The organism is Agrobacterium sp. NPDC090283, from assembly GCF_044769685.1.
GTDB lineage: Bacteria > Pseudomonadota > Alphaproteobacteria > Rhizobiales > Rhizobiaceae > Agrobacterium.
This window is the reverse complement of sequence record NZ_JBIVYG010000008.1, coordinates 157,058-182,941: the sequence shown is the minus strand read 5'-3', so window position 1 is coordinate 182,941 and position 25,884 is coordinate 157,058. Positions and strand designations below refer to the sequence as shown.

24 protein-coding genes are annotated in these 25,884 nt (G+C 59.0%); 15 read left to right on the top strand and 9 right to left on the bottom strand.

Going from position 1 to position 25,884, the window contains the following annotated elements; translation table 11 throughout:
• Nucleotides 1-22 precede the first annotated feature (22 nt).
• From ACIQUH_RS14135 to ACIQUH_RS14115, 5 genes are read left to right on the top strand one after another with little or no spacing between them, the layout of a single operon-like run.
• Entirely contained in the window at nucleotides 23-715 is a 693-nt protein-coding gene (locus tag ACIQUH_RS14135) for a CpaD family pilus assembly protein (protein WP_400816050.1), read from the top strand.
• 34 nt (nucleotides 716-749) lie between these two features.
• Nucleotides 750-2,033 (top strand): CtpF protein, encoded by a 1,284-nt coding sequence (locus ACIQUH_RS14130; protein WP_400816047.1) that lies wholly within the window; start codon nucleotides 750-752, stop codon nucleotides 2,031-2,033.
• A 34-nt stretch (nucleotides 2,034-2,067) separates the two neighbouring features.
• Nucleotides 2,068-3,540 carry a CpaF family protein gene (locus tag ACIQUH_RS14125; protein ID WP_400816044.1) on the top strand — a complete coding sequence of 491 codons (1,473 nt, stop codon included), beginning with the start codon at nucleotides 2,068-2,070 and terminating at the stop codon, nucleotides 3,538-3,540.
• 15 nt (nucleotides 3,541-3,555) lie between these two features.
• Nucleotides 3,556-4,560, top strand: a complete 1,005-nt coding sequence (locus tag ACIQUH_RS14120; RefSeq protein ID WP_400816041.1) for a type II secretion system F family protein — start codon at nucleotides 3,556-3,558, stop codon at nucleotides 4,558-4,560.
• Between the two features lie 9 nt (nucleotides 4,561-4,569).
• Nucleotides 4,570-5,556, top strand: coding sequence for a type II secretion system F family protein (locus ACIQUH_RS14115; protein ID WP_400816038.1), 987 nt, complete (start codon nucleotides 4,570-4,572; stop codon nucleotides 5,554-5,556).
• Nucleotides 5,557-5,634: 78 nt separating this feature from the next.
• Here ACIQUH_RS14115 and ACIQUH_RS14110 read toward each other — a convergent pair whose 3' ends face one another.
• Nucleotides 5,635-6,459, bottom strand: coding sequence for a tetratricopeptide repeat protein (locus tag ACIQUH_RS14110; protein ID WP_400816035.1), 825 nt, complete (start codon nucleotides 6,457-6,459; stop codon nucleotides 5,635-5,637).
• A gap of 142 nt (nucleotides 6,460-6,601) precedes the next feature.
• Between ACIQUH_RS14110 and ACIQUH_RS14105 the strand changes: the two genes are divergently transcribed.
• Nucleotides 6,602-7,996 carry a leucyl aminopeptidase family protein gene (locus ACIQUH_RS14105; RefSeq protein WP_400816032.1) on the top strand — a complete coding sequence of 465 codons (1,395 nt, stop codon included), beginning with the start codon at nucleotides 6,602-6,604 and terminating at the stop codon, nucleotides 7,994-7,996.
• Nucleotides 7,997-8,053: 57 nt separating this feature from the next.
• On the opposite strand, the gene pncB is transcribed toward ACIQUH_RS14105, so the two are convergent.
• From pncB to ACIQUH_RS14070, 7 genes are all read right to left on the bottom strand, one after another.
• Complete coding sequence (pncB, locus tag ACIQUH_RS14100; protein ID WP_003507389.1) at nucleotides 8,054-9,358, bottom strand: nicotinate phosphoribosyltransferase; 1,305 nt, start codon at nucleotides 9,356-9,358, stop codon at nucleotides 8,054-8,056.
• Nucleotides 9,359-9,570: 212 nt separating this feature from the next.
• Nucleotides 9,571-9,930, bottom strand: a complete 360-nt coding sequence (locus ACIQUH_RS14095) for a hypothetical protein (protein ID WP_400816025.1) — start codon at nucleotides 9,928-9,930, stop codon at nucleotides 9,571-9,573.
• Between the two features lie 95 nt (nucleotides 9,931-10,025).
• Nucleotides 10,026-10,877 (bottom strand): NlpC/P60 family protein, encoded by an 852-nt coding sequence (locus tag ACIQUH_RS14090; RefSeq protein WP_400816022.1) that lies wholly within the window; start codon nucleotides 10,875-10,877, stop codon nucleotides 10,026-10,028.
• 18 nt (nucleotides 10,878-10,895) lie between these two features.
• Nucleotides 10,896-11,240, bottom strand: a complete 345-nt coding sequence (locus tag ACIQUH_RS14085) for a helix-turn-helix domain-containing protein (RefSeq protein ID WP_010970731.1) — start codon at nucleotides 11,238-11,240, stop codon at nucleotides 10,896-10,898.
• 362 nt (nucleotides 11,241-11,602) lie between these two features.
• Nucleotides 11,603-12,709 carry a DUF475 domain-containing protein gene (locus ACIQUH_RS14080; protein ID WP_400816018.1) on the bottom strand — a complete coding sequence of 369 codons (1,107 nt, stop codon included), beginning with the start codon at nucleotides 12,707-12,709 and terminating at the stop codon, nucleotides 11,603-11,605.
• Between the two features lie 291 nt (nucleotides 12,710-13,000).
• Nucleotides 13,001-13,918, bottom strand: coding sequence for a DMT family transporter (locus ACIQUH_RS14075; protein WP_400816212.1), 918 nt, complete (start codon nucleotides 13,916-13,918; stop codon nucleotides 13,001-13,003).
• A gap of 122 nt (nucleotides 13,919-14,040) precedes the next feature.
• On the bottom strand, nucleotides 14,041-14,922 hold the full coding sequence (locus ACIQUH_RS14070; protein ID WP_400816016.1) for a LysR family transcriptional regulator: 882 nt from the start codon (nucleotides 14,920-14,922) through the stop codon (nucleotides 14,041-14,043).
• Between the two features lie 106 nt (nucleotides 14,923-15,028).
• Between ACIQUH_RS14070 and ACIQUH_RS14065 the strand changes: the two genes are divergently transcribed.
• The 3 genes from ACIQUH_RS14065 to ACIQUH_RS14055 all read left to right on the top strand — a co-directional run bounded on the left by ACIQUH_RS14065 (nucleotide 15,029) and on the right by ACIQUH_RS14055 (nucleotide 18,879).
• Nucleotides 15,029-16,525 (top strand): CoA-acylating methylmalonate-semialdehyde dehydrogenase, encoded by a 1,497-nt coding sequence (locus tag ACIQUH_RS14065; protein ID WP_400816013.1) that lies wholly within the window; start codon nucleotides 15,029-15,031, stop codon nucleotides 16,523-16,525.
• Nucleotides 16,526-16,748: 223 nt separating this feature from the next.
• Nucleotides 16,749-17,819, top strand: a complete 1,071-nt coding sequence (locus ACIQUH_RS14060; protein ID WP_400816010.1) for a YjgN family protein — start codon at nucleotides 16,749-16,751, stop codon at nucleotides 17,817-17,819.
• Nucleotides 17,809-18,879: a M48 family metallopeptidase gene (locus ACIQUH_RS14055; RefSeq protein WP_400816007.1), complete on the top strand. Its 1,071-nt coding sequence runs from the start codon at nucleotides 17,809-17,811 to the stop codon at nucleotides 18,877-18,879. Before ACIQUH_RS14060 ends, ACIQUH_RS14055 begins: the two co-directional genes overlap by 11 nt.
• 42 nt (nucleotides 18,880-18,921) lie before the next feature.
• Here ACIQUH_RS14055 and ACIQUH_RS14050 read toward each other — a convergent pair whose 3' ends face one another.
• On the bottom strand, nucleotides 18,922-19,971 hold the full coding sequence (locus ACIQUH_RS14050) for a Fe(3+) ABC transporter substrate-binding protein (RefSeq protein WP_400816004.1): 1,050 nt from the start codon (nucleotides 19,969-19,971) through the stop codon (nucleotides 18,922-18,924).
• Between the two features lie 173 nt (nucleotides 19,972-20,144).
• On the opposite strand from ACIQUH_RS14050, the gene rirA reads away from it, so the two are divergent.
• The 6 genes from rirA to ACIQUH_RS14020 all read left to right on the top strand — a co-directional run bounded on the left by rirA (nucleotide 20,145) and on the right by ACIQUH_RS14020 (nucleotide 25,819).
• Nucleotides 20,145-20,615 carry an iron-responsive transcriptional regulator RirA gene (rirA, locus tag ACIQUH_RS14045; protein ID WP_059759126.1) on the top strand — a complete coding sequence of 157 codons (471 nt, stop codon included), beginning with the start codon at nucleotides 20,145-20,147 and terminating at the stop codon, nucleotides 20,613-20,615.
• 170 nt (nucleotides 20,616-20,785) lie between these two features.
• Nucleotides 20,786-21,832 (top strand): AbrB family transcriptional regulator, encoded by a 1,047-nt coding sequence (locus ACIQUH_RS14040; protein ID WP_400816000.1) that lies wholly within the window; start codon nucleotides 20,786-20,788, stop codon nucleotides 21,830-21,832.
• Nucleotides 21,833-21,973: 141 nt separating this feature from the next.
• Nucleotides 21,974-22,885 carry an ABC transporter substrate-binding protein gene (locus tag ACIQUH_RS14035; RefSeq protein WP_400815997.1) on the top strand — a complete coding sequence of 304 codons (912 nt, stop codon included), beginning with the start codon at nucleotides 21,974-21,976 and terminating at the stop codon, nucleotides 22,883-22,885.
• A gap of 95 nt (nucleotides 22,886-22,980) precedes the next feature.
• The gene (locus ACIQUH_RS14030) at nucleotides 22,981-24,147 is read left to right on the top strand and encodes an ABC transporter permease (RefSeq protein WP_400815994.1); all 1,167 of its coding nucleotides are present in this window, start codon (nucleotides 22,981-22,983) and stop codon (nucleotides 24,145-24,147) included.
• Nucleotides 24,144-25,082 carry an ABC transporter ATP-binding protein gene (locus ACIQUH_RS14025; protein WP_400815991.1) on the top strand — a complete coding sequence of 313 codons (939 nt, stop codon included), beginning with the start codon at nucleotides 24,144-24,146 and terminating at the stop codon, nucleotides 25,080-25,082. Before ACIQUH_RS14030 ends, ACIQUH_RS14025 begins: the two co-directional genes overlap by 4 nt.
• Nucleotides 25,079-25,819 carry an ABC transporter permease gene (locus ACIQUH_RS14020; protein WP_400815989.1) on the top strand — a complete coding sequence of 247 codons (741 nt, stop codon included), beginning with the start codon at nucleotides 25,079-25,081 and terminating at the stop codon, nucleotides 25,817-25,819. The genes ACIQUH_RS14025 and ACIQUH_RS14020 overlap by 4 nt, the downstream gene beginning before the upstream one ends.
• Nucleotides 25,820-25,884: the final 65 nt, after the last annotated feature.

The following is a 25,884-nucleotide window of genomic DNA, read 5'->3' as shown; positions in this document are numbered from 1 at the left end:
CCCGGTCAGGGCGGGAAACGTCATGAAGAAAACCCACCCCTCCTTTTCCTCCTCCCGGTCCGGAAGACGGACCGGCCTCGTCGTCGTTGCCGCGCTTGCTGCCGGCCTGTTGCAGGGCTGCGCACGCGATCCGATGACCACCAACGCCATTCCCGACGATTATCGCACACGTCACCCGATTACCCTGTCGGAAGCGGAGCACTCGCTGGATATTCCGGTCTCGGCCAGCGACAGCCGGCTGACCACAGCGATGGCGGATAATGTCCGCGGTTTTGCTCAGAATTATGCGTCGATGTCGACGGGCATCATCAATATTCAGACTCCGTCGGGATCGGCCAATTCGGCAGCCGCATCACGAATGGCAAAACAGATCCGCTCGACGCTTTCCGGTGCAGGCGTGGCACCGGGCAAGATCATGGAGACGCGTTATGCCGCTTCCCCGCGTGGCGATGCCTCCCCGATCCGCCTGAGTTATGTGGCCGTTACCGCCATGACCGGCCAGTGCGGTCAATGGCCGGAGGATCTCTCAGACAATACCTTCGGCAACAAGAACTGGTACAATTTCGGCTGCGCTTCCCAGAGCAATCTCGCGGCGCAGATCGCCAATCCCATGGATCTGGTCGGCCCGCGCGGCATGAGCCCGATCGATGCCGAGCGCCGCGCGGTCGTCATCGACACCTATCGCGGCAAGACTTCGACGGCGGCAACAGATTGATGCGGATCCAACATTTGTCACGGCAGGAAAGACGATGAGCGCTGTAGAATACGATATCAAACCAAGCGGCGGCGCAGAAGCCGAGCCGCCGGTGCGCGCTTCGGATATGGATCGCCTGCGCCCCCTGCCCCGTATTTCCGTTCACGCTTTCTGCGTCAGCGACAATATGCAAGGCGTCATGGATGCATTGTCCAGCGACAGGCGCATGAGCAAGGTCACCCTGCGAGTGACCAAGGGCGACATCAATGCGGCAGCAACGATGTTTTCCGCGTCACCCACGCCCAATCTCATCATTCTCGAAACGTCAAGCTCGCCCGCCTCTCTGCTGGACGATCTCGCGCCTTTGGCAGAGGTTTGTGATCCTTCCACCCGTGTCATCATTATCGGCCGGCACAACGACATCACGCTTTATCGCGATCTCATCCGTAACGGTATTTCCGAATACCTCGTCGCGCCGGTCAACATGGCCGATCTGCTCGCTTCGGTCGCCGCCATCTTTGTCGATCCGGAAGCCGAACCGCTCGGCCGCAACATCGCCTTTATCGGCGCCAAGGGCGGCGTGGGTTCCTCCACCATCGCGCATAATTGCGCCTTCGGCATTTCGAGCCTCTTCTCCACGGAAACCATTCTGGCGGACATGGATCTCGCCTATGGAACGGCCAATATCGATTTCGATCAGGATCCCGCCCAGGGCATGGCTGAAGCCGTCTTTTCACCGGAGCGGCTGGACGAGGTATTCCTCGACCGTCTTCTGACGAAATGCTCCGATCATCTGTCTCTGCTGGCGGCACCATCTCTTCTCGACAGGACCTATGATCTCGATCGTCAGGCCTTTCTGCCGATCCTCGAGGTCTTGCAGCGCAGTGCTCCGGTTGCGGTTCTCGATCTTCCCCACCAATGGTGCGACTGGACCCGGGCCGTTCTTGCGGAAGCCGACGAGGTGGTCATCACCGCGGTTCCCGATCTCGCCAATCTGCGCAATACAAAGAACCTTTTCGACGCGCTTATCAAGATGAGACCCAACGACAAGTTACCGCATCTCATTCTCAATCAGGTCGGCATGCCCAAACGCCCGGAAATCGCGCCTGCGGATTTCCTCGATCCACTGGAAGTCGAGCCGATCGCGATCATACCCTTCGACGCACATTTGTTCGGAAATGCCGCCAATAGCGGCCGCATGATCAGCGAAATGGATGAAAAATCCCAGGCGGCGGAAACCTTCTCGCAGATCGCCCATACCATCACAGGCCGCTCCGTGCTGCGCAAAAGCAGACGCGGCGGTTTGGAAAAACTGAAGAATATTCTCAAGCGCAAGTAGGTCTTCTGCCTGCGTCCCTTAGACGGAAACGCCGATGTTCGGAAAACGCGGGCCTGAAGGCCCAGCCAGAAGCACGAAGCCGGAACCTGTTGCACCTGTCGCCATGCAGATGGCGACGGCGGCTGAGCCTCGCTCTTCTGCAAATGACACGCTCGAGCCCGGCCAGTCACCCATCACGCGTCAGGCGGCGGCGGGCACACCACCCGTGCAGAAAAAACGCGCCCGTACGGAAGACTACTATAATACCAAAAGCCAGGTATTTTCCGCTCTCATCGATACGATCGATCTTTCGCAGCTCGCCAAGCTCGACGCAGAAAGCGCGCGCGAGGAAATCCGTGATATCGTCAACGATATCATCACGATCAAAAATTTCGCCATGTCGATTGCCGAGCAGGAAGAGCTGCTCGAAGATATCTGTAATGACGTTCTGGGTTACGGGCCGCTGGAACCGCTTCTCGCACGCGACGATATTGCCGATATCATGGTCAATGGTTCCGGCCAGACCTTCATAGAAGTCGGCGGCAAGACCATCGAATCCGATATCCGCTTCCGGGACAATGCGCAGTTGCTCTCCATCTGCCAGCGCATCGTCAGCCAGGTCGGCCGCCGCGTGGATGAGTCGAGCCCCATATGCGATGCGCGCCTGCCGGACGGATCGCGCGTCAACGTCATCGCACCGCCGCTCGCCATCGACGGACCGGCGTTGACCATCCGAAAATTCAAGCGGGACAAGCTGACTCTCGACCAGCTCGTGCGTTTCGGAGCGATAACGCCCGAAGGCGCCACGTTGCTCAAGATCATCGGTCGCGTCCGCTGCAATGTCGTCATCTCTGGAGGTACCGGCTCGGGCAAGACCACGCTCCTCAATTGCCTGACGAGCTTCATCGACAGGGATGAACGCGTCATCACCTGCGAAGACACCGCTGAATTGCAGCTCCAGCAGCCGCATGTGGTGCGGCTTGAAACGCGTCCGCCGAATATCGAGGGCGAAGGCGAGATCACCATGCGCGATCTCGTCAAGAACTGCCTCCGCATGCGGCCCGAGCGCATCATCGTCGGCGAAGTACGCGGACCGGAAGTTTTTGACCTGCTTCAGGCCATGAACACCGGCCATGACGGCTCGATGGGAACGCTGCACGCCAATACGCCGCGCGAATGCCTCAGCCGTATCGAATCGATGATCGCCATGGGCGGGTTCACGTTGCCGGCCAAGACCGTGCGCGAAATCATCTCAGGCTCGATCGATGTCGTCATTCAGGCAGCGCGCCTGCGCGACGGCTCGCGACGGATAACGCAGATCACCGAAGTGATCGGCATGGAAGGCGATGTCATCGTCACCCAGGATCTGATGCGATACGAGATCGAAGGCGAAGATGCGCAGGGCAAGTTGATCGGCAGGCATGTGTCGACCGGGATCAGCAAGCCGCATTTCTGGGATCGTGCACGTTATTACGGCGAAGAAAAACGTCTGGCGGCCGCGCTCGATGAGATGGAAAAGACATCCTAAGGGAAAGCGACCGCCATGGACCCGACAATAGTGTTACTGGCCGTACTCGTCGCCATCTCGGCAGGAGCGCTCGCCTATGCCTTTCTTTTCCAGCAGATAGAGGTCGAAAAAAAGACCACCAGCCGCTTCAAGCGGGTGCAGGCAGCAGAGACGGATCATGCCAATATCAAGGCCGCGCGCGACCGGGTCCAGGAACTCAGCAAGCGCCGCAAATCCATGCAGGACAACCTGCGGGATATGGAAAAGAAACAGAATGAAAAGGCGAAAAAAGCAAAGAATGTCAGCCTGCGCGATAAACTCGTGCAGGCAGGGCTGGCAATTTCCGTTCGGCAGTTCCACCTTCTGAGCGCCGGCGCGGCGGCTTGTGCCGCTTTTATCGCCCTTATCTATGGTCTGTCGTTATTGACCACTCTTCTCATAGCCGTCGTCGCGGCCTTGGGACTGCCGCGCTGGGTCCTGGCATTTCTCCTCAAACGCCGGCAGAAAAAATTTCTCGAGGAGTTTCCCAATGCGCTTGATGTCATGTGCCGCTCGATCAAATCAGGTTTGCCGCTGAACGACGCGGTACGACTGATCGCCTCGGACGGTCAGGAACCGGTGAAAACGGAGTTTCAGCGGGTTGTCGATGCGCAGCAGGTCGGGATAGGCATCCCACAGGGGATAGAGCGCATGATGCTGACCATGCCGCTTTTCGAAGTCAGCTTCTTCAGCACCGTTATCAACATCCAGGCGCAGGCAGGCGGTAACCTTTCGGAGGCCTTGTCCAACCTGTCCAAGGTGTTGCGTGACCGTAAAAAGATGCGCGCCAAGGTGAATGCCCTGTCGATGGAGGCGAAAGCATCCGCTGTCATCATCGGCGCATTGCCTTTCATCGTTATGACGCTGGTACACTTCACCTCGCCCGACTACCTCTCGATCCTTTTCACGGATATGCGCGGACACATCATTTTGGGGGCATCCGCCTTGTGGATGCTCATCGGGATTTTCATCATGCGTCAAATGATCAATTTCGATATCTGAGGGGAGACCATGACAGGAAATCTCTTTTCCCGCCTGACGGATCCGCAGACGATCATCGCCATTCTCGTGACGCTGGCGGTCTTCGCGACCCTCTATACGCTGATCATGCCCTTCCTGGAGCGAAAAGATCTCGCCAAGCGCATGAAAGCCGTCTCGTCGGAACGCGAACTCATTCGCAACCGTGAGCGCGAGCGCCTGGCGACCGCGACCCGCGACGGCAGAACATCCCTTCGCGGCAACAATAATAAATCCGCGCTGCGCATCGTCGAAAAATTCAATCTTCGGGAAGCGCTTGCCGACCAGAACACGATGAACAAGCTGCGTGCCGCCGGTTTCCGTTCACAGAACGCTTTCAATACGTTTCTTGCCGCCCGGTTCGTCCTGCCGTTCATTTTCCTGGCGGTGGCATTTGCCTGGGTTTTCGTTCTCGGAAATCTGGCTGACAAATCCTTTGTCGTTCGGCTGATGGCAGTACTTCTTTTCGGCTATATCGGCTTTTACGCCCCCAATATCTATGTTTCGAACCGCATGACCAAACGGCAGACCTCGATCAAGCGGGCATGGCCGGATGCACTCGACCTGATGCTGATCTGCGTCGAATCAGGTGTGTCGATGGAATCGGCCATGCGCCGAGTGGCAGAGGAAATGGGTGAGCAGTCGCCCGAACTGGCAGAGGAAATGATCCTCACGACAGCGGAATTGTCCTTCCTTCAGGATAGACGCGTGGCGCTTGAGAATTTCGGTATGCGTACCCAGCTGGATGGCGTCAAAAGCGTGGTGCAAGCTCTTATTCAGGCGGAACGATACGGCACACCGCTCGCACAGGCACTACGCGTCCTCGCCCAGGAAGGACGTGACGAGCGTATGAATGAAGCCGAGAAAAAGGCCGCAGCATTGCCGCCAAAACTGACTGTGCCGATGATCGTATTTTTCCTGCCGGTTCTGATCGCCGTCATTCTTGGACCAGCTGGCATCCGGGTTGCCGACACGTTCTGATGTAGCAGGCCCGCAGAGATCGCGCATGGCACAACAATCATCGTCCAACGGACGGGCTATCAACCGCCCGAAAGCGCATCAACCAGCCGGCTTGCTATCTTTCTTCGCCAGCTGCTGCCAGGAATTCTGCTGCGAAAGCATTGCCCGCAGATATGTGAGGTTAGCCTGTGCCTGCTGCGCAGAGAGCTCCTGAACCGCAATGCGTTCGGCTTCGGCAAAGCGGCCCTGCAGACCGACCACGAGCGCAAGGTTCTGGCGGACGCGGCTATCGGCGCCCGGCTGGGAAATGGCCGATTGCAGATAGGTTTCGGCGGTACGCGGATCGCTCGACAGGACATAGGACATGCCAAGATTGGACAGGACGCTCGGATCGTTCGGCTTCAGGTCAAGCGCCTGACGATATCTGGAACGTGCCTCGTTCGAGCGTCCAAGCTGATCGAGCACGGCACCTTCGGCGGAGTAGAGCCGCCAGTCGGGACGATCAGGTGTCTGCGCCCGCTGGATTGTCGAAAGCGCCTGTTCCAGCTGGCCGGCAGCCGCCTGCGACTTGCCATAGGCTGCAAGCACTTCACGGTCGGCGGGATTGGCAATGGCGATCTGCTGCATGACGGCGAGAGCCTGCGTATTCTTGCCGGTCATCATCAGCACGCTGGCATAATTCATGCCAACGGACTTGTCCTTGGGGTTGCGTTCATAGGCTTTGCCCGAGGTCTCTTCCGCCTGCCGAAGCTGCTCCATGTTCAAATGGTCATAAGAACGCGTGGCGGCGGGAATGGAGCCGGTGGACATGCGATCCGGCTTATTGGTGCTCGCACATCCGGAAACGGCCAAAACCAGCGCTGCAAGACAAGCGCCCCGCAGCAGCCCCGTCCGGCCTGTCTCACCCAAAGAAAATGCAGTCATGGCAGCGCCCCCGCCCGAGAATGATCGATCTTGCGCCCGACACACGACAGACTCACATGACGCAACTTTCGCTTAAGCAATAATCTGTTAACCCTAACAGAGCGTTAATCGCACCGATTCTCGACATTTACGGAAGCATACCATGGCGCCCTATCAGTTCATCGAACGCCCCACCCCTTTCAGCTCGAAGGCCGGCAGCACATTGCCGGTTTTTGCCGTCACGCCGGCCCATATCGAACAGGGTGCCATAGACCCGGTCGCTCTGGACTGGGCGAAAAAGGCGGGGTTCAAGGCGGAAGCCGGCGCCGTCCTGCTCGTTCCTTCCGCCGATGGATCGCTGGGCGGTGTACTGCTCGGCCTTGGTGGCAATCCTTCCGAAATTCCCTTCATCACCGGCAAACTCGCCCGTGAGCTGCCGGAGGGTGAATGGCACATCGAAACCGCGCCCCTGACAGCCAATCGCCTCGCGCTCGGTTTCGGCCTCGGCAGCTATCGCTTCGACAAATACAAGACCACCAAGACGAACGGAGCAAAGCTCCTTATTCCGCAGGACGCGGAAGACGGCGAGATCAAGCGCATACTGGCCGGCGTTTTCCTTGCGCGCGACCTCATCAACGTCCCGGCCAATGACATGGGGCCGGACGAGCTCGAAATCGCTTTCCGAGCACTTGCCGCCCACTACAAGGCCAAGGTGAATGTCACGACCGGCGATGATCTGCTCAAGGAAAACTTCCCGCTGATCCATGCCGTTGGCCGGGCCAGCGAAAGCGCGCCGCGGCTTCTGGAGATGAACTGGGGCAAGAAGGGCAATCCGCGGCTGACACTGGTGGGCAAGGGTGTGTGCTTCGATACAGGCGGTCTCGATATCAAACCCGCCGCTTCCATGGCGTTGATGAAAAAGGATATGGGAGGTGCGGCCAATGTGCTCGGCCTTGCGCTGATGATCATGGATGCGAAGCTGCCGGTCGATCTGCGCGTTCTCGTGCCGGCGGTCGAAAACTCCATTTCCGCCAATGCCTTCCGCCCCGGCGATATCTATAGGAGCCGCAAGGGGCTGACGGTCCAGATCGACAATACCGATGCGGAGGGTCGTCTTGTTCTGGCGGATGCGCTGGCCTATGCGGACGAAGATGCGCCGGACCTGATGATCGACATGGCGACGCTGACGGGCGCTGCGCGCGTCGCGCTCGGCCCGGATCTGCCGCCCTTCTACACCGATGATGAGGATCTGGCGCATGATATCGCGGAAGCCAGCATCGATACGGACGATCCGCTATGGCGCATGCCGCTCTATATGGGCTACGACAAGGATATCCGCTCGCGCGCGGCCGATATCACCAACGCGCCTTCGGGCGGCATGGGCGGATCGATCACCGCCGCCCTGTTCCTGAAACGCTTCGTCACCAATACCAGGCGCTGGGCGCATTTCGATATTTACGGCTGGTCTCTGAGCGAGCGTCACCATTCATCGATCGGCGGGGAAGCACAGGGTATCCGCGCACTCTTCCATTACATCGCACATCAATTCGCGAAGTAATCCGCTGAAATCGGGTCGGGTTTGAAGGGCGCTTCCTCGACGGAGCGCCCGATTGCCTTAAACCAGAACCTTCTGTTCCTTGTGGTCTTCCTCGCCGAAGAACTTCAGATACCGTTCCACTTCGGCCGGGTCGCCGGTGGCCTTTTGCGGATTGTCCGAGAGCTTCACCGCCGGGCGGCCATTGGCGTCGCTCACCTTGCAGACAATGGAAATCGGCTTGAGGCTGGCAATGGTCTTCGGCGCGCAACCGGCGAAATCATTGGTGAGATTGGTGCCCCAACCGAAGCTCATGCGAACGCGGCCTTCGAAATGCCGGTAGGTGTCGATGATGGCGTCGACATCGAGACCATCGGAAAAGATCAGCATCTTCTTGCGCGGGTCGCGGCCCATCTTCTGCCACCACTCGATAATCTTTTCGCCGCCTTCGATCGGCGGTGCGCTGTCGGGACGAAAACCCGTCCAGTCAGCCACCCATTCCGGCGCATTGCGCAGAAACGCCGCCGTGCCGAAAGCATCCGGCAGCACGATCAGCAGGTTACCACCATAAAGCCGGTTCCAGTCCTTCAGAACCTGATAGGGAGCGGCCGCCAGTTCCTCGTTCGTCTGCGCCAGCGCCGCGACCACCATGGGCAGTTCATGCGCGTTCGTGCCGACAGCTTCGAGATCGGAATCCATGGCGAGAAGGACATTGCTCGTGCCGGTAAAGGCAGGACCGATGCCTTCCTTCAAGGCCTCGACGCACCAGCGCTGCCAAAGGAAGCTGTGGCGGCGACGGGTGCCGAAATCGGAAATGCGAAGGCCCGGCAGTTCCCGCAATCGCTCGACCTTCTCCCACATCTTCGCCTTGGCGCGGGCGTAGAGCACATCCAGCGTGAAATAACCGAGCGAACGCATGGCACTGCGCGAGCGGAGTTCGTTGATGATGGCCAGCGCCGGGATTTCCCAGAGTGTCGTATCCATCCAGCGGCCATGGAAATTCAGCTCATATTGCCCGTCGCGCTTGAAAAGCTCGTATTCCGGCAATTGATAGCTCGAAAGCCAGGAGAGAAACTCCGGCTCGAAAATCTGCGAGCGGCCGTAAAACGTGTTACCCGCAAGCCAGATATTTTCCTTCTTGGAGAGACGCAGGGTGCGCGCATGATCGAGCTGTTCGCGCAGCTCCATCTCGTCGATCTCTTCCGCCAGCCGCACAGTCTTGGTGCGGTTGATCAGCGAAAACGTCGCGTCGACTTCCGGATAGAGTTTCCAGATCATCTGCAACATCAACAGCTTGTAGAAATCCGTATCGATCAGGCTGCGGACGATCGGGTCTAGCTTCCAGGTATGATTGTGGACACGGGTGGCAATATCGGTCTTCGTCATACTTGCATTCCCCAATATCGGCCAAAGGTCAAAAAACAGCCGATCTCACTCCGCACCCAGGCAGGTATCAACCTGCCACGGGGAAGATTTATCTGAAAAAGCGACAACAAGTCCAGAGCACTGGCCCGGCAAATGCCCGCCGCCACCGCTCGCGCATCGATTTTCCGAAGACCGCAATGGGGTTTTCGGTCCGGTGCTGGAGCGATGCCGCTTCAGAAGGTCGGGTCTACGGGGTTTATGCCGGGATACCAGTCTTTGGAAACCGGATTTCTGCCGCCGAAGCTGGAAATTCCGTTTTCGTCGGTACAACGATAACCCTGAACGGGAAGTCCACGGCTGCCGAAAACATTCCTGTAGGAACCGCGGGAATATCCGGTCCTGCCGAGTTCGCTATGGCAGTTGTAGCGGACCTTTGGCTGCAGCGTGCGCGGGTCCTTGACGCCGGGCAGGTTTGCATAGGCATCCGGCGCGGGGGCAAAGCCGTTCTGGAAAACAGTCTGCGCCTGCGCCGACGCGCTCAGCAAAGCCGCCGCGAGGATCGCTGCCAATCGTGTTGCCGTTCTTGTCTTCATCGATGCCGGTCCCGAACCATCATCCAACCGATGTAGGCTGTCGGTGGCTCTCGCACAAAGGGGTGGGCAGGCACAATTTCGTGAAAGCCGCCGCCTCAGCCTTCAACGCGGCGGAAAGCCGTCGGCTTTTCATAAAGCCAGCCAATGCGCTCGATAGCCGCATCGAGATTTTCGCGTGCGACATTCATCGTGTGGCCATTGGCATGCAGCAGCGTTTCCTCGTTTTCCATGAGGCCGACATGGCCCTTCCAGAAGACCAGATCGCCGCGGCGCAATTCATCACGCTCGATTTCCACGCCGAGCGACTTTACCTGCATGTCGGTATCGCGCAGAACCCGCCGGCCCGTCATGGCCATGGAAAGCTGCACGAGGCCGGAACAATCGATACCGAAGCCGGAGCGTCCGCCCCAGAGATAGGGCGTTTCGATAAAACGCAGCGCCACCGCCACATAATCCTCCTCAAGCGCCGCATCAACGGCCCGACAATGGGCGGCGATGATGCCTTCGCCTTTTTCAGTCAGCAGATAACGGGTGCCGCGCGTCTCCGCCTCGCCGACGATGCGGATCAGGCTACCCATGGAAAGCGCTGCGACCGGCGGTTTGCGCAGTTCGGCGGCTGGATAGAGAAAAGTGCGCGGTGCAATCACCCGATGGGTGGCGGCAACAACATCGCCGATCGTCGTTTCCGGCACATAACCGGCATAACCATCCACATCCGCCTGCACCCAGGCCCAGCCATTCGCCCTGTCGAACACACGGACAGTTTCGCCAGACAGCAGCTCGGTATCGATACCGGCGGCAAGATCGGGCGTTGGCCGCAGGCCAATAACCGGCACCGCGATCTGGGCGGCCGTACCGCTGACAAAACGTTCGGCCTGAACCACGCCCTGCAGCTTTTCATCGGCTAGATCGGAGCGGAAGACATTCAGGCGGCGGTCGAGCATCATGGGTTTCACATCCAAGGGTTAGATCTTGCGTGCCTGATCAATAATCAGATCGCCGAATTTTTCCAGATAAAGCGCACCGGCCACGGTGCGTTTTATCACGACATTGCGCCTGTCCCGCTCATCCCGAACCCGGTCGACCAATCCGAGCGCGCCGAGGCTGTCGAGCGCGCGGGTAATGACGGGCTTGGTCACGCCCAGCATGGCGGCGAGACCCCGAACGGTGTGCGGCGGCGGCACGAGATAAATCTGCAGCAGGATGGCCGTCTGACGCAAGGTCAAATCCGGCTGATCGTCAATGACCTGCGCCGTGGATACACGATGCCAGAGCCCCAGGGCCTCCGTTGGCGACAATTGTGCAGGCAAGCCGGTGACCCTTCCAGTCGTTGTCCTACCGTTTTCATTCAACAGAACGGAAAACTCAAGAACCATCCCGCACAAACAGAACCGCCGCACGGCACAGATCCGAAGATCGCGCGGCGCGGCGGTATTTGTTGACCCGTTTTCAGGCCATAATGTCCCCTCTGGACTTGCGGAATGAGATGCAGGAAGCGTGCCAGTTTTGCTGCGACGCACAAGTGTTTTTTAAAACAGGGACTTAAGGTGAATACTCCGCCTTGTGGCGAAATTTTTCGCAAAGGGCAAACGGCAACAAAAACAGGCATAAAATAATTCAATGCTTAAAAACTGCCTTCCGCCGCGACAGCGGAAGGCAATGATATCGCGGATCAGATTTCCGCGCCGCGTGCGGCATCGACCGCATCGGCATTCTGCCGCCGGTTATAGCGGATCGACGACCAGAGCGAGATGCCGATCAGGCCCGCACCGCCAAGACCCGTGATGACTTCCGGTATATGTACCATGGTCTGCACATACATGATGACGGACAGGATGAGGATCGCATAAAAGGCGCCGTGCTCCAGATAGCGATATTCGGCCAGCGTTCCCTTCTCGACCAGCATGATGGTCATCGAACGCACATACATGGCGCCGATGCCGAGGCCGATGGCGATGATGAAGAGGTTCTGCGTCAGCGCGAAAGCGCCGATAACGCCGTCGAAGGAGAAGCTGGCATCCAGCACTTCGAGGTAAAGAAACGCACCGAAGCCGCCTTTTGCGGCGCCTTCCAGCATTTCCTGGCTGCGGTCGAGAATACCGCCGACAACTTCCACAAGCAGGAAGGTCAGAAGACCCCAGATCGCCGAATGGAAGAAGGTGTTGGCCGCAACCGGACCCAGTTCCGGATTGTCGCTTGCGCCGATGATGCGGGAAAAGATCAGCATGACGACCAGCACGAAGGCGATCTCGATGCCCTTGACGGAGGAATAGATCGCAGCCTTTTCCTCGATCCAGCGCACCCAGTGCACGTCCTTTTCATGGTCGAAGAAGAAGTTGAGACCGACCATCATCAGGAAGGTGCCGCCGAAAGCCGCAATCGGCAGATGGGCGTCACGCATGATTTCCGCATAACGTTCCGGTTGCGTGGCCGCCATGACGATCGCCGTCCACGGGCCGACATTGGCCGCGACGACCACGATGAGCAGCGGGAAGACGATACGCATGCCGAAAACGGCGATCAGGATACCCCAGGTCAGGAAGCGATGCTGCCAGACCGGTGTCATATCCTTCAGTTTGTTGGCGTTGACGATGGCGTTGTCGAAGGAGAGCGAGATTTCCAGCACCGCCAGAACGACGCAGATGAAGAAAATCGTCGCCGTGCCGCCCACCGTTCCGGTCATTTCCCAACCGAGATAACCGCCGAGAATCAGGCCGACGATGGTGACGATAAAAGCCCACTTGAAGTAGGTAAGCGTGTTTTTCTGGGCGGCGCTCATGTCCGGTCTCCTCCGATGACGAGGATGTTCACGGACCGACGCAGGGCGTCAGGCCGCACGCAGAAAGCACGCGCGCGAAGCACATTCAGGTTTTTCATAGTTTTCAATCCGCCGGCCAATTTTTGCAGGCGGTACCGACATCGCGAGAGCGCCGTAAAACTCTCGCCAGAGGGGCCCGGCACCTTTGTTTCCTCTGCCGTTGCGAGACAAATCATCGCAGGGCCCCTTCTTACTCCCCGAAGATCACGCCTTCGTCAAGTCCCGTGATCGTGATCGAGGCTGTGAGAAAGATCAAACCTGCTCCGCAGCCAGTCCTTCGGCGGTTTCGCGACGGCGTTTAAGCGTATTTTCGCGAAAGAAGATGTAAAGGCCGGAAAGAACAATCAGGCCGGCGCCGAGAACGATACTCGTCTGCGGCACGTCGCCGAAGAACAGCCAGCCGAAAATCACCGCCCAGAGCAGCAGCGTATATTGCAGCGGGGCGACGGTGGCGGCATCGGCCAGTTTCAGGGCCCGGTTAACCAGCACATGCGCCGCCATGGCGACCACGCCGAGCAGGCCAAGGAAGGCCAGATCGAAACCGGACTGAACCGGCAGCCATCCCGATGGCGTGAGGAATACCGCGACAATGCCCGCAAGCGCCGCACCGATGATCTGCCAGAAGGCAAGCACCGTATCCGGCGTATTGCGCAGTTGCCGGCCGGACAACATCATGAAGGCGAAAGCGGCGCTGCCGAGGATCGAAAACAATGCTGCCGAGGTGAGGCTTGCCGAGCTGGGTTTGAGCGCGATGAGAACGCCGACAAAACCGATGGCGATGGCCGTCCAGCGACGCCAGCCGACCTTTTCCCCCAGCAAAAACGGCGAAAGCGCCGCCACGTAGATGGGAGCGGCCAGCCAATAGGTCATGACATCGGCCAGCGGCAGGGCCGCAACCGCGAAATAGAAACAGAAAAGCTCTGCGGTGGAGAAAAAGACGCGCGCCACCTGAAGAACCGGTCGCTCGATTTTCACCAAGCCGGAAGGGCCGGCTCTCCAGACGATCGGAACAAGAATGACAAGCGCTGCGGCGCTGCGGATAAGGATCACCTGGCCCTGGCTGTAGGTCGCGACAAGCCATTTACCCATGGCATCGTTCAACGCAAAAAGCAGCATTCCAAGCAGCATGACGGCCACGCCGAAGCCGGTCGGCGAAAGCTTTTTTATCATAGTCGACATGTCAATTCCGATCTCCCAATGGTTGCATTGGTCGTCCAGCCGGTAGCCCTTTGTCAAGCCCGGAAGCGGCAGTTCAACGCAAATAATAGTACTAATAACTTGGGCAGCCGAGGTCAGATGAAGATTCGCCGTTCTTCGGCCACGAGTTCCTGGAGAAAATCGACCACCGTGCGGACCCGGACCAGTTGACGGGCGGATTCGTGATAGGCCGTCCAGTAGGATCGGCTGATGGTAAGGTGCGGCATGATCCGCAGAAGTTCGGGATATTGCCCGGCGATGTAATTATGCAGGATGCCGATACCCGCGCCGGAGCGCACCGCCTCGGTCTGGCCGGTGGCGCTCGATATTTCAAAGGCGGCGTCCCAGTCGCGCATGATCTCACCGGTAAAGTTCAGGGAAGGCGAAAAGATCAGGTCCTCCACATAACCGATCCGCCGATGGCGCTTCAGCGCCTCGACATCGCCAGGCGTTCCATAGTCGGCCAGATAATTCGCGGAGGCATAGAGGCCCAGCGAATAATCGGTGAGCTTCGAAAACATCAGCCGGCCCTGCTCCGGCCTTTCGATGGTGATGGCGATATCGGCCTCACGCTGCGACAGCGAGAAGGAACGCGGCACCGGTACGAGCTGGATTTTCAGGTCGGGGTAACGCGCCGTCAGCCGGCCGAGCCGTGGCGCGAGGAAGGAAACGCCGAGACCATCCGGCGCGCCGATGCGCACCGTTCCCGCCACCGCCGTATCCACGCGGCCGAGATTGGCCTGGGCGTTGAGCATTTCGGTTTCCATGCGCTCGGCCCCGGCAAGAAGACGCTGGCCCTCCTCCGTCAACTCGCAGCCATTGGTGCTTCGCAGGAAAAGCTGTGTGCCGATGGCCGCTTCCAGCGCGGAAATACGCCTGCTGAGGGTGGCATGGTTGACGCCAAGCTTTCTGGCCGCCGAAAGAAACTGGCCGCTTCGCGCCACGCTTAGAAACAAACGCACATCATCCCAGTTCACGGCACCCTCCTTATGTCTATTTTTGCACAATTGATGCTTATTTCAGGCGATTGATTTGTGCAAATCGAAAGGTAATGCTGCGCCATCACATTCTGGAGGAACACCCATGAAGGAAATCGGTCATTTCATTAACGGCAAGCATGTGCCGGGCACCAGCGGCCGCACATCGAATGTCTATAACCCGGCCACGGGCGAAGTGCAGGCGACGGTCGCGCTTGCAAGCGATGCCGAGCTGCGCGCCGCCGTGGAAAGCGCAAAAGCGGCACAGCCGAAATGGGCCGCCACCAACCCGCAGCGCCGCGCCCGCGTCTTCTTCAAATTCGTCGAGCTTCTGAACCGCGACATCAACGAGCTTGCGGTCCTTCTCTCCAGCGAACACGGCAAGACCGTCGAAGATTCCAAGGGCGATATCATTCGCGGCCTCGAAGTCTGCGAATTCGTCTGCGGCATTCCGCATCTGCAGAAGGGTGAATTCACCGAGGGCGCAGGCCCGGCCATCGACATGTATTCGATCCGCCAGCCGGTCGGCATCGGTGCGGGGATTACCCCGTTCAACTTCCCCGGCATGATTCCGATGTGGATGTTCGCGCCGGCGATTGCCTGCGGCAACGCCTTCATCCTCAAGCCTTCCGAGCGCGATCCGTCGCTGCCGATCCGTCTTGCCGAACTGATGATCGAAGCCGGTCTTCCGGCCGGCATCCTGAACGTCGTCAATGGCGACAAGGGCGCGGTCGACGCCATCCTGACCGATCCCGATATCGGCGCGGTCTCCTTTGTCGGCTCGACGCCGATTGCCCGCTACGTCTATGGCACCGCTGCCATGAACGGCAAGCGCGCACAGTGCTTCGGCGGCGCGAAGAACCACATGATCATCATGCCGGATGCCGATCTCGACCAGGCGGTGAACGCATTGATGGGCGCAGGTTACGGTTCGGCCGGCGAACGCTGCATGGCCGTTTCCGTTGCGGTTCCGGTCGGTGAGGAGACGGCCAACCGTCTCGTTGAGAAGCTCATTCCGCAGATCGAAAGCCTGAGAATCGGCCCCTATACCGACGACAAAGCCGATATGGGCCCGCTCGTCACCAAGGAAGCGCAGACGCGCGTCAAGGGTCTGATCGACAGCGGCGTCGCACAGGGTGCGAAGCTTCTGGTCGATGGCCGCGACTTCAAGCTGCAGGGCTATGAAGACGGCTATTTCGTCGGCGGTTGCCTGTTCGACCACGTCACCCCCGATATGGACATCTACAAGACGGAAATCTTCGGACCGGTACTGTCGGTCGTTCGCGCCAAGAACTACGAAGACGCGCTCGAACTGCCGATGAAGCATGAATACGGCAACGGCGTCGCGATCTACACCCGTGACGGCGACGCCGCCCGCGACTTCGCAAGCCGCGTCAACATCGGCATGATCGGCGTCAACGTTCCGATCCCGGTTCCGCTTGCCTATCACTCCTTCGGCGGCTGGAAGGCTTCGAGCTTCGGCGACCTCAACCAGCACGGGACGGATTCGATCAAGTTCTGGACAAAGACCAAGACGATCACCTCGCGCTGGCCGTCGGGCATCAAGTCGGGTGCCGAATTCGTGATGCCGACAATGAAGTAAGCCGGGAAGCTGGCAACTGGAAAAAGCCCCGCTGTTCGCGCAGCGGGGCTTTTTTGATTAAAAGATAACTTTAAAAATCAAGTTTTTTCTTCAAAATATTTCCACTTAAAGCTGTTATGACGTAAGAGAGCATCTGCGGCGTGGGGACGCTGCCAAACCGACGATAACGGGGAAGCCTGCAAACTCAATCTGCCCGGAGAGGGGCATGTCATGAGGGACTATTATGAGTGATATCTCTGTGAGCGCGGATCAGCGCGCGCTTGAACGCGGCTCGTTCAGCGGAAATGCCAAGGAATATTTCGGAATCTGGATCGTCAATATTCTGCTGACGATCATCACCATCGGCATCTATTCCGCCTGGGCAAAGGTGCGCCGCAAACGTTATTTCAATGGCAACACCATGCTGGCCGGCCGCGCCTTCGGTTATCACGCCACCGGCGGGCAAATCTTCAAGGGCCGGCTGATCGCCTTTGCCTTTATCGTCGTCTCCCAGCTCGTCGGCCTCATCCATCCGTTCCTGGTTTTCGTGCCGGCAATCCTGCTGATGATCTTCTTTCCATGGCTGATCACGCGCAGCATTCGTTTCAATGCGCGGGTGACGAGCTATCGCAATGTGCGTTTTGATTTTGTCGGAACGGCTTGGGGCGCTTTTGTCTCCATCCTGCTTGGCAGCCTCGTTGCGTTCTTCTCCTTCGGCATTCTGGCGCCGCTGTCCAGCCGCTGGGCAAACCGCTATATTTTCAGCAACCTGCGTTACGGCGACCGGCCCTTCAGCGCCGACCCGAGGATCGGCAAACTCTACCGGGTCTGGATCATTCCCGCGATCATGGTGGTGATCGGCGGTATCGTGGTCGGCTTTTTCGGCATTGCCGCCTTTGCGGCCAATAGCGCGATGATTGAAGACGAGACGGCAGCCATGGCCACGGCGCTGGCTTCCCTTTATGTGGGAATTTTCGGCGCGTTTCTGGTCTATGGTCTTGCGGGTGTCGTCTATCGCACCGGCGTTCGCAATGTCGTCATCTCCTCCATGCTGTTGGACGGAAAGCACGACCTGCACAGCGATCTTCATCGCGGCCGCTACCTGTGGATCGTCATCTCCAACCTGATTGTCACCGTCTTCACGCTTGGCCTGATGCGGCCATGGGCGGCGGTGCGGGAAGCACGTTATACCGTTGAACGCACGGCAATCCGTTTCAATGGCGATGTCGGCGAGGTTCTTTCCTCGATGGAGGCAACGGGGGCTGCCGTCAGCGCCGAATATATGGATATGGAAGGTTTCGAATTTGGTTTCTGATACCGGCGAAACCGTTGCGGGCGAGTGGCATGCCGCTCGCTCCAACCTTTCCAGCGCCGCCAGGCTGAAGCTTGGCGGCACGGTCCTTCTCGTGCTCGACGCGAAGGACAATCACGTCAGAACCCAGGCCGAGATAAAAACGGTCGAGATCAGCCACCGGGTCGGCACCATCCCCCGGGAGTTGCATTTTCCCGACGGGTCGCTGTTCGAAACCCGTGACAATGACGGCGTGGACCGGCTGCTTGGCCAACACATTACCAAGCGCTCCGGTTTCGTGCACTGGCTGGAACAGTTCCGCCCGCGACTGATCGGCATCGCCGCCGCAGCCGTTCTTCTGGCTTACGGCACCTACAAGCTGGCGCTTCCGGCGCTGGTGGAACTGGCAGTCGCCGTAACACCGCCCATCGTTCCGCAGGTCATGTCGGCCAGCACCATGCAGGCCCTGGACCAGGCGGTGTTTTCTCCAAGCGAACTGCCGCAGGAAGAGCAGGATGCCATCCGTGCGGAATTTGCCCGGATCGCCGCCCATGCGGAAGGTTCGCCCGAGGACTACAAGCTGAATTTCCGCAAGGGCGGTTATATCGGCCCCAATGCCTTTGCGCTGCCGGATGGCACGCTGGTCTTGACGGACGAGCTGGTGGAACTCGCAGGCGATGACAGGCAGATGATCACCGGAGTTCTGGCGCATGAAATCGGCCATGTGGAATATGAACACAGCCTGCGGCAGCTTTATCGTGCCGCCGGTGTCGCCGGTCTCGTCATGCTGATTGCCGGCGACGTCGGTTCAGCGATGGAGGATATTCTCACCCAGGGTGGCGGCCTTCTGGCGCTGTCGCATTCGCGCGATGCCGAACGGCAGGCGGATCAGCGCTCCGTCGAACTGATGCGCGAGGCCGGGCTCGACCCCACCGCCATCGAACGCTTCTTCGCGCTGCTTGAGGAAAAACTGGGCGACAAGGGTGGCACCAGTATCGTGTCAACCCATCCCGGAACACCGGAAAGGCGTAAGGCCATACTCGACTACAACGCTTCCCTGGACAACAAACCGGCGGGTAACTGACCCGCCGGTATCGCAACTCTCAGAGTTCGATCAAGAGCCAGCTCAGTTGGTCGGGCCGTCGTTGAAACCCACTTCATCCACCAGTTCGGATGCCTGTTTGCGATGGGCGGCTATGTCCGTCAGCGGCAGCCTGTCCGGATTGATGGGGCCGAAACCCTTTACCACATCGGAGGGCTCCGCGCCGGGCAGGACCGGATATTCGAAGACCTGCTTGGCGTAGATTTCCTGCGCCTCGCGCGAGGCCAGGAATTCCATCAGCTTCAGCGCATTGTCTTTGTTGGGTGCGTATTTCGTCAGCGCCATGCCGGAAATATTCACATGTGTGCCGCGATCGCCCGCGTTGGGGAAGATCACCCGCACCGATCCGGCCCATTCCTTTTCTTCCGGCTCGCGATCATTGGTCAGCATCAGGCCGACATAATAGGTGTTGCCGAGCGCAATGTCGCATTCACCGGAAAAGATCGATTTCGCCTGGCTGCGGTCAGTTCCGTCAGGCTTGCGGGCGAGATTGTTCTTCAGGCCGGTCAGCCATGTGCGGGTATAATCGACGCCGTGATGGGCGATCATCGAGGCAATCAGCGCGATATTATAGGAATGCTGGCCGTCGCGAATGCAGATCTTGCCCTTCCATTTCGGATCGGCAAGCTCCTCATAGGTGATGTCCTTCTGGGTCACCCTTTCCTTCGACGCATAGACAACCCGGCCTCGCGTGGTGAGCCCAAACCATTCGCCCTCGGGATCACGCAGATTGGCGGGAATATCCTTTTCGATGACGGGATCGTTGAGGACCGGCTGGGTGACCTTGCCTTCCTTCGCCTCGACGAGACGGGCGATATCGACCGTCAGCAGCACATCGGCGGGCGAATTGACACCCTCGGCCTGAATGCGTTCCACCAGCCCCTTGTCGAGAAAAAGCACGTTCGCCTCTATCCCGGTTTCCTTCGTGAAGGCGTCGAGCAGCGGCTGGATCAATTCAGGCTGGCGATAGGAATAGACGTTAACCTCTCCTTCTGCCAGAGCGGCGGGCGCGGCCGAAAGCATCGCCAGCCCTGAAAAAACGGCAGCGGAAAAGTATGATTTCAAGCTTGCCATTATGAATGCCTCCATTACATTCCGATTCTTGACTTGTTTGTTCATGAATCATCCGGACGGTCAACAAGGCTGCTTGAGAAATATCGGATGGGTGCCAGTTTTTTCAGTTTCTGGAATTGTTCTAAACTGAAAAAGAGACTATATAACTCCACATTGAGAGTTAGGAGACCAGCATGCGCTTGACCAAACAGACCAACTATGCCGTTCGCATGTTGATGTATTGCGCCGCCAATGAAGGCCATCTGAGCCGCATTCCTGAGATCGCCAAGGCCTATGGCGTTTCGGAGCTGTTCCTGTTCAAAATCCTGCAGCCGCTCAACAAGGCAGGCCTTGTAGAAACGGTGCGTGGCCGCAACGGTGGCGTGCGTCTTGGCAAACCCGCCGAAAAGATCAGCCTGTTCGACGTGGTGAAGGTGACGGAAGACAGCTTCGCCATGGCCGAATGCTTCGAGGATGGCGCTGTGGAATGTCCGCTTGTGGACAGCTGCGGCCTCAACTCGGCGCTTCGCAAGGCGCTCAATGCCTTTTTCGACGTTCTGGCGGAATATTCGATCGACGATCTCGTCAAGGCGCGGCCGCAGATCAACTTCCTGCTTGGCCTGGACACGGAAATGCCGAAGATCGCTGCCCTTCCGGCCGCCTGATCATCCCGTTACCCTGGCGGCAATTGCCATAGCCCGTGTCCTTGAGGTCACGGGCTTTTCTTTTATCGAAGATGCAGGAAATGTAATATTTTTGATCCTGCGTGTTGACGTCGCGAATGGAAGCGGCGCATTTGGTCGCGAGCTTTTTCAAGCAACCAATCAGCGTCGCAATGATCATCAAGCCTGAATTCCATACATTTGCTCTTACCGCGCTCATCGGCAGCATAGGGGCGCTGCTCGCCAGCCTCATCGATATTCCGGCGCCTTTTCTTTCCGGCCCGGCGCTCGCCGTGACGATGACGGGGCTGGCCGGCATAAGGCTTGGCGTTCCCGCCTTCATCCGCAATGCCTGTTTCGTCGTCGTCGGCATTTCGATGGGAACGAGCGTGACACCCTCCGTGATCGACGCCGCAAAGACATGGCCCCTGAGCTTCGTCGTTGTGCTCGTCGCTGTCGTCATCATGCTCTATGTCGCCTACTGGATCCTGCATTACGGCTTCGGTTACGATCGGACAACGGCGATGCTTGGCGCCTCTCCCGGTCATCTCAGCTATATCATCAGCCTTGGTGCCGAGACGAAAAGCGACCTTGCGACCGTCAGCATCGTGCAGAGCGTGCGGGTGCTGGCGCTCACACTTTCCGTGCCGCTGATCGTCGAATATTTCGATCTCGTCAGCACGGAACCGCTTGTGGCTAACCCGCCAATGGGCCTGTTCACGCTGGCGCTGACCATCGGCGCATCGCTTCTGACCGGCTGGCTTTTCCTGCGCTGGAAGTTTCCGGCCGCGCTGCTGCTTGGCGGCGTCGCCATTTCCATCGGCACCCACATTACCGGTCTTACCGAAGGCGGCGTTCCCACCTGGCTCAGCCTGCCCGTCTATGTGCTGATCGGCTGTCTTATCGGCACACGTTTTTCGAATGTCTCACTGATGGACGTGCGGAAAGGCTTTCTGGCGGGCCTCGTCGTCACCATCGCCGTGATGCTGATTGCCGGCAGCATTGCCTGGATGATATCGGGCGTGACCGGCGTGCCGCTCAATGCCGTCATGATCGCCTATTCGCCGGGCGGACTGGAAACCATGGCGGCGATGGCGGTGATGATGCATGCCGATACGGCCTATGTCGGCTCCCACCACGTCATCAGGCTCCTGTTTCTTTCCGTTCTCATGCCGCTCGTCATGGGCAAGGATGCACGCAAGCGCGACGGCGAAACCTGACCATCGGCGTGTAGCCGGCGCCATCAGCGCGAAAATGCAGATGGCATGCAACCATTTTTCCTCCCGGCCGTTTATATTCCGCCGCAATTGCGGCGGCGATCTTTCGCCTGTTCGGCAGGCTGACCCACCGGAGGAACATTCATGAACCGCTTGATGACGTTGACGGGCGCCGGACTTGCGCTTGCCTTTTCTGTTTCCATCGCTCAGGCGCAGGTGGTCGTGTCGTCGAAGATCGACACGGAAGGCGGCGTTCTCGGCAACATCATCCTCGCCGTTCTCAACCAGAACAAGATCGAAACGACGGATCGCATCCAGCTTGGCGCCACACCGGTTGTCCGGAAGGCGATCACCGCGGGCGAGATCGACATCTATCCGGAATATACCGGCAACGCCGCGTTCTTTTTCTCCAAGGCGGACGATCCGCTCTGGAAAGATGCAGCCAAGGGCTATGAAGAAGCCAAAACACTCGATTTCGACGCCAACAAGATCGTCTGGCTGACACCATCGCCGGCCAACAACACCTGGGCAATTGCCCTGCGCAAGGATGTCGCCGACAAGAACAATCTGAAGACGCTTTCCGATTTCGGCAAATATGTTGCCGATGGTGGTGAGGTGGTCCTTGCCGCCTCCTCCGAATTCGTCAACTCCGCCGCTGCGCTCCCTGCATTTCAGACAACCTATGGCTTCACCATGAAACCTGACCAGCTGATCACGCTGTCCGGCGGCGACACCGCGGCCACGATCGCCGCCGCCGCCAACCAGACGAACAATGCCAATGCAGCCATGGTCTATGGTACGGATGGCGGCATCGCCCCTTCGGGTCTTGTGGTTCTTGAAGACGACAAGCATGTGCAGCCGGTCTATCAACCAGCACCGATCATTCGCGAAGAGGTTCTGAAAAAGCATCCGAATATCGAAGAATTGCTGAAACCCGTATTCGAGAAGCTCGATCTGGCAACCCTGCAGGAACTGAATGCCCGCGTGCAGGTAGGCGGCGAACAGGCCAAGACCGTAGCCATCGACTTCCTGACAAAGAACGGCTTCGTCAAGTAACCGCTCGCGGCGCCGGCGCGGGGTGCGGGAACGGGTGCGTTCCCATGATCCCGCCCTAAACCAGAGTTCAGGGCCAGGGCACAGGGGAACAGGATTTGACGAAATGGCCTGACAAGGTGGGCGTGCTGATTTCGTGCCTGCTTCTTTATGCGCTTTTTGCATCGCCATTCATGACGTTTCGCGCCAACCGGATCGTTCAGGGGGAAACACGGACAATCTTCGAGGCGCTCCCACCGGCGGCCGCGATAATCCTTGCGGTCATCATTCTTCTCTCGGCCTTCATTGCCTTTTTCCGCTTTCCCGCTCGACTGAAACTCGCAGTAGCGCTGGTTGGTCTTGCGGCTCTGGCGGTTTTCGTCGGGCAGGCGGCTTCTTTCCTCACACCGGAGGGTAACAGTGTTGCCCGCGTTTCGCCCGCCAGCGGCTTTTGGCTGATATTCGCTGGCCTGGCTCTGCTCACCACGGATTGTATTGCCCGTCTCCAGCCGAAACCCACCATCCGGATCTTGCTGTTGCTGATGGCGATGGCTGCGCTTGCGGCATTGCTGACTAGCGGTCTCTGGAACGATCTCTCCATCATCAAGGAATATACCGGCCGGGCCGATATTTTCTGGACCGAGGCCCTGCGGCACGTGGAGCTAGCCATTGGCTCGCTCATCGCGGCAACCGTCGTGGGCATTCCGCTGGGCATCCTCTGTTACAAGGTCGAGCGGTTGCGGGCGGGGGTACTGAACAGTCTCAATATCGTCCAGACGATTCCCTCCATCGCTCTTTTCGGCCTGCTGATCGCGCCGCTCGGCTGGATCGCCGCCACTGTGCCGGGCGCGGCGAAAATCGGCATTGCCGGCATCGGCATGGCACCCGCCTTCGTGGCGCTGTTTCTCTATTCGCTGTTGCCGGTGGTTTCCAACACGGTGGTCGGCCTTTCCGGCGTTTCGCAGGCTGTCCGGGAAGCGGCGCGCGGGCTGGGCATGACGCCGTTACAACGGCTGTTGCAGGTGGAGTTTCCGCTGGCCATGCCGGTCATCCTCACCGGTATCCGCATCGTGCTGGTGCAGAATATCGGCCTGGCGACGATCGCCGCCCTGATCGGCGGCGGTGGCTTCGGCGTTTTCGTGTTTCAGGGCATCGGGCAGACGGCGATGGACCTTGTACTGCTTGGCACCGTGCCGACGGTTCTTCTCGGCTTTGCCGCCGCAATAACACTCGACGCTCTCATAGACAGCAATCTCTTCAGCGCAGGCGGAAGGCAAAAGGCATGATCGAGATCGACACCATCACGAAACGATATGGCGATACGACCGTGGTGGATCAGGTATCGCTAACGGTAGCGCCGCGCACCGTCACCGTCATCGTCGGCACGTCCGGGTCGGGAAAAACCACCCTGCTGCGCATGATCAACAGGCTGGTGGAGCCGACCTCCGGCACGATCCGGATCGACGGAGAGGATGTCAGCGCGATACCCGGCTTCAAGCTGCGCCGTCAGATCGGTTACGCCATTCAGGGCCATGGCCTGTTTCCGCACCGGACGGTGGCCGAAAATATTGCGACCGTTCCCCAGCTGATTGGCTGGGATCGCAAGCGCATTGAGGCGAAGATCGACGCGCTGATGCAGCTCTTCCAGCTTGACCCGGCACTTTATGCTGACCGTTTCCCGCATGAGCTGTCCGGTGGCCAGCAGCAGCGTGTCGGCGTAGCGCGTGCGCTCGCCGCCGAGCCGAACATTCTCCTGATGGACGAGCCTTTCGGCGCGCTGGACCCGGTGATCCGCGCCAAGGCCCAGAATGATCTTCTCGATATCCAGAAAAAGCTCGGCGTGACGGTCGTCCTCGTGACACACGATATGGACGAGGCTTTCCGTCTGGCGGATCGTATCGCCGTGATGGACAAGGGCCGCATCGTGCAGGACTGCCCGCCGGCCGAACTAGTGCTGAAACCGGCGACGGATTTCGTGCGCACCATGATCGGCGAAAACGAACGTGCACTGAAACTGCTTTCTGTTCTCTCCGTTGCCGACATCGTGGAGCCGGGGAACGCCGAAGGCGAGCCGCTCGGCGAGCATACAAGCCAGCGCGACGCCCTGTCGGCGATGTTATGGGCGGGTTGCGATGCCTTGCCGGTGGTCAAAGACAATGGGCAACCCGCCGGCCGGGTGCGGCGCGATGTTCTCCTCCAGCGTGCCACTGGCACCCCATGAAAAACGCCTCGTCCTTCTTTGCCCTCGGTTTCCTGACGCTGGCGCTGCTCATCTTCCTTGCCGTGCCGCAGGTCTTTGCGCCGGTGTTCCGCCCTCTTGTGCAGGCCAATGCGCCGGCGATCTACACGCAGGCCAATCTATTTTCCCTGACGCTGTCGCATCTTGCCACCGTTGCGATAGCGACCGGGCTGGCCACGCTCACGGCGGGCGCGCTCGCGGTTCTCGTCACCCGGCCATTCGGGGCGGATTTCCTGCCGCTCTCGCGCAGCATCGTCAATATCGGCCAGACCTTTCCGCCGGTGGCGGTGCTGGCGCTGGCCGTTCCGATGATCGGTTTTGGTGAAAAACCGACGCTTATCGCGCTGTTTCTCTATGCACTGCTGCCGGTTTTCGAAAACACACTGACGGGCCTGACCACCCTGCCGACCACGGTGATGGATGCCGCCAGAGGCAGCGGCATGACCGGCTGGCAACGCCTTGTCAAAGTGGAATTGCCGCTTGCCCTTCCGGCCATTCTCGCCGGCATCCGGCTTTCTGCGGTCATCAGCCTTTCCACCGCGACCATCGGCTCGACAGTGGCGGCGCGTACCCTCGGCGAAGTGATCATCGCCGGCCTGCAATCCAACAATCTCGCCTTCATTCTGCAGGGTGGGCTGATCGTTGCGGCCCTGGCGATCCTGATCCATACCGGCTTCTCCGCTCTGGAAAAGGCGGCGGCGCGCAAAACCGGGCACTGACAGGGGCAAGCACCGCATTTTTATATTCCCGATACCTGCCACACATGGTAGGGCCTGACCGTCGA